The following is a 2,754-nucleotide window of genomic DNA, read 5'->3' on the forward strand; positions in this document are numbered from 1 at the left end:
ATAGTTTTCGGACTTTGTTGGAAGACCTGGGGACAATTTGCTTGAATACAGTGGAATGTACGATTAGGCAGGGAAGTTATCGTTTTTCTAAGATAACTCGACCGACTCAACTGCAACAAAAAGCGTTAGATTTATTGGGATTTTCCCTAATTTGTAGCCAGTAACGGGGCGCTGGAAATTCTCTTAATCCCTTCTACAGCACAGCTTATGGCTTTTTGTCAACGGGGAAGTCCAGATATAACTATCATTATATATCAAGAATATTCGGCGACTTGCTGGTGACAAGACATTGACAATCTCTGCCGTAAAACGGACGAGAATTATTAAGAGATTTTCACTCTTAATGGCTGTGCCAAACAGCCCCTAGACAATCCGCTTAAAGCATCGTGCTTACTTTTTCTCAAAATGTTCGCCACTCCATATACAGTCAGCGTTAACCAAAAACCCTCCCTTGATTCGATACAGCCCCCGTTTAACCCGTTTCCAGGAGAATTTATACTCTCTTGGTTGATCGAAAAAATCGGGTCTAAAACCCCGCCTTAAGGCGAAAAGTTTTTGGAGCGGGGCATGAATCCCCGTTACAAAAACGGACCCCTGCCTTCGTTAACAAGCCGTAGAAGCTCGGAAACGTTCTATCGACTACTTTAAGGGTTTGTTGCGCTATATCGGTATTCAGCCGTGTATAGTTCTCATTTCCCTTACAGTAGTGATAGTTGGACTCGATCGCAAAGATGTTTTCGTTCTTGAAAATAATACTGTCCAACCGTGTAAAGCCCTAGATTGTAGAGGTTTTTACTCAGTCGGCAGTTCTCCCAAGGCGTTAAATTCCCTCGCTTCAAGTCCGGGTATCTGGTTCGTTTGAGTCAGGTACATGGCTTCTCGCTGAAAATGCCTAGTTTTAGCGAGATGTATTTTAAATGTCAAGCCGTCCTAGAAGGACGGGGTTTCAAACCCAAAATTTCCGATGAAAAACGACGCTAAAATTATCGATCTCGTCATCCGGCTGTTTTTTCTCGGCCTGTTGTTATTTGCCGGTTTTACCTTACTGCGTCCCTTCCTAACCATGATCCTCTGGGGAGCAATTCTAGCGATCGCTTGGTATCCGCTCTTTCTCTGGTTAAAAAAGTTACTCGCAGGCCGGGCGAAACTAGCCGCAGTTCTCCTCACCCTAATTTGTCTAGGGATTATTATCGGTCCGGTGAGTGGCATTGCAGCGGTTCTGGCCGGTAATCTGCGAACGCTGGCCGAGTATATCGATACTGGTGCGGCGGTGATTCCCCCTCCCCCCGACGATGTGGCCACCTGGCCGCTAATTGGCGAAAGGATTGCCGGTCTCTGGCAGCAGGCATCGGATAACACGGGTCAATTTCTTCAACGCTTCGAGCCACAATTAAAAGAAATGGGGAAAATCTCCCTTTCCCTGGCCACCAGTACTGGTCTGACGGTGCTGAAATTTATCGCCTCGATTCTGATTGCGGCGGCCCTCACCCTCTCCGCTAAAAATCTGACTCACCTGATGAACCGGTTAGCGGAAAAGATCGCCCCAGGTCGAGGAATCGCGCTGGCCAGTCTAACCGCCTCTACCGTCCGCAATGTTAGCCGCGGTATTATTGGCGTTGCTATTATCCAGAGTCTTTTGATCGGCATCGGTTTAGTGACGGTGGGAACGCCTGCGGCCGGTTTATTAACTCTCCTCACCCTAATTTTGGGCATTCTCCAAATTGGCCCCGGTTTGATTGTCTTGGGGGCGCTCATTCACGCTTGGGTAACACTACCCCATTCCATCGCCCTATTATTTACCATCTGGATGATTCCCGCCACCTTGGTGGATAATTTCCTCAAGCCGATTTTAATGGGCCGCGGTCTGCCCATTCCCATGGTGGTGATTCTGCTGGGGGTGTTCGGGGGAGTGATCGCCTACGGGATTATCGGTTTGTTCGTCGGACCAGTTCTGCTCGGTCTTTGCTACGAGTTAGTCAGGGCTTGGATTGCTGAGGATAGCCCCGAATCGGTGGCCAATAGCCATGATGAGCCAATCTAAGGGCAGATATGTCTAATTTTTGCCTTGAAAAGGCTCACCGGTTTGGTAGTTGTCATCCGTGGCCACTACCTTATTTTTACCCGGAGTCGCTAGACTCAGTTTTGGGGCTTATGCAGAAACTCAACAAAATGCAGAAATATCTCCTAAAGAAATCATCTTTGGCCTGTAATCGCTAATCTTTGCTTCTCCTCTCATCCCTTAACCCCCCAAATGAGCATTGCCAAATTAATTATCTCGATCGTCGCTCGACTTTTGACCGGGGCAATTTTCTATCAACCGACAGGAGAGAAAATTATCGCCCTTACTATCGACGATCTACCCACCCCCAACGATCCAGAAGGAAAATCCACCGATCGCATTCTAGCAGCGATCGCCGCTCATAATCGAGAAAAAGCCAGCCCGGCAACTGCCGTCAAGGCGACTTTTTTTCTGATCACGGGACACCTACAACCGAACTCCACCTTGATTGAGAGCCTCATCGCCCAAGGTCACGAAATCGCTAATCACGGCACCCAAGATCTGCGTACCAGTCAACTGGCTGCCGACGCTTTTGCTAGTCAGTTTCGGGAAGCTAATACCATTTTTCTAAATTCCTGACAGACATAGAGCTTCTAAAATCCAAGACCATCCCGTCAAATACCCGATCGTGTCATTGGATAGAGAATTTAAAAGATGGTAAAGTTTACTTCTTAAGTTATCAAGGGAGTTAAAAT

At 47.5% G+C, this 2,754-nt stretch carries 2 protein-coding genes and 1 pseudogene; 2 read left to right on the top strand and 1 reads right to left on the bottom strand.

The genetic code is table 11. The features are described 5' to 3' along the window. Window positions 1-964 precede the first annotated feature (964 nt). Both IM485_RS17290 and IM485_RS17295 read left to right on the top strand, forming a co-directional pair. Window positions 965-2,041: an AI-2E family transporter gene (locus IM485_RS17290; protein ID WP_287744597.1), complete on the top strand. Its 1,077-nt coding sequence runs from the start codon at window positions 965-967 to the stop codon at window positions 2,039-2,041. Window positions 2,042-2,251: 210 nt separating this feature from the next. Further along, window positions 2,252-2,638 (top strand): polysaccharide deacetylase family protein, encoded by a 387-nt coding sequence (locus tag IM485_RS17295; RefSeq protein ID WP_287744600.1) that lies wholly within the window; start codon window positions 2,252-2,254, stop codon window positions 2,636-2,638. Here the strand turns inward: IM485_RS17295 and IM485_RS17300 are convergent. After that, window positions 2,627-2,754: pseudogene (locus IM485_RS17300) on the bottom strand (IS630-like element ISMae27 family transposase); the annotation flags it as partial. The gene IM485_RS17295 and the pseudogene IM485_RS17300 overlap by 12 nt on opposite strands.

This window comes from Microcystis sp. M169S2 (assembly GCF_020245865.1).
Classification (GTDB): Bacteria; Cyanobacteriota; Cyanobacteriia; order Cyanobacteriales; family Microcystaceae; genus Microcystis; species Microcystis ichthyoblabe_A.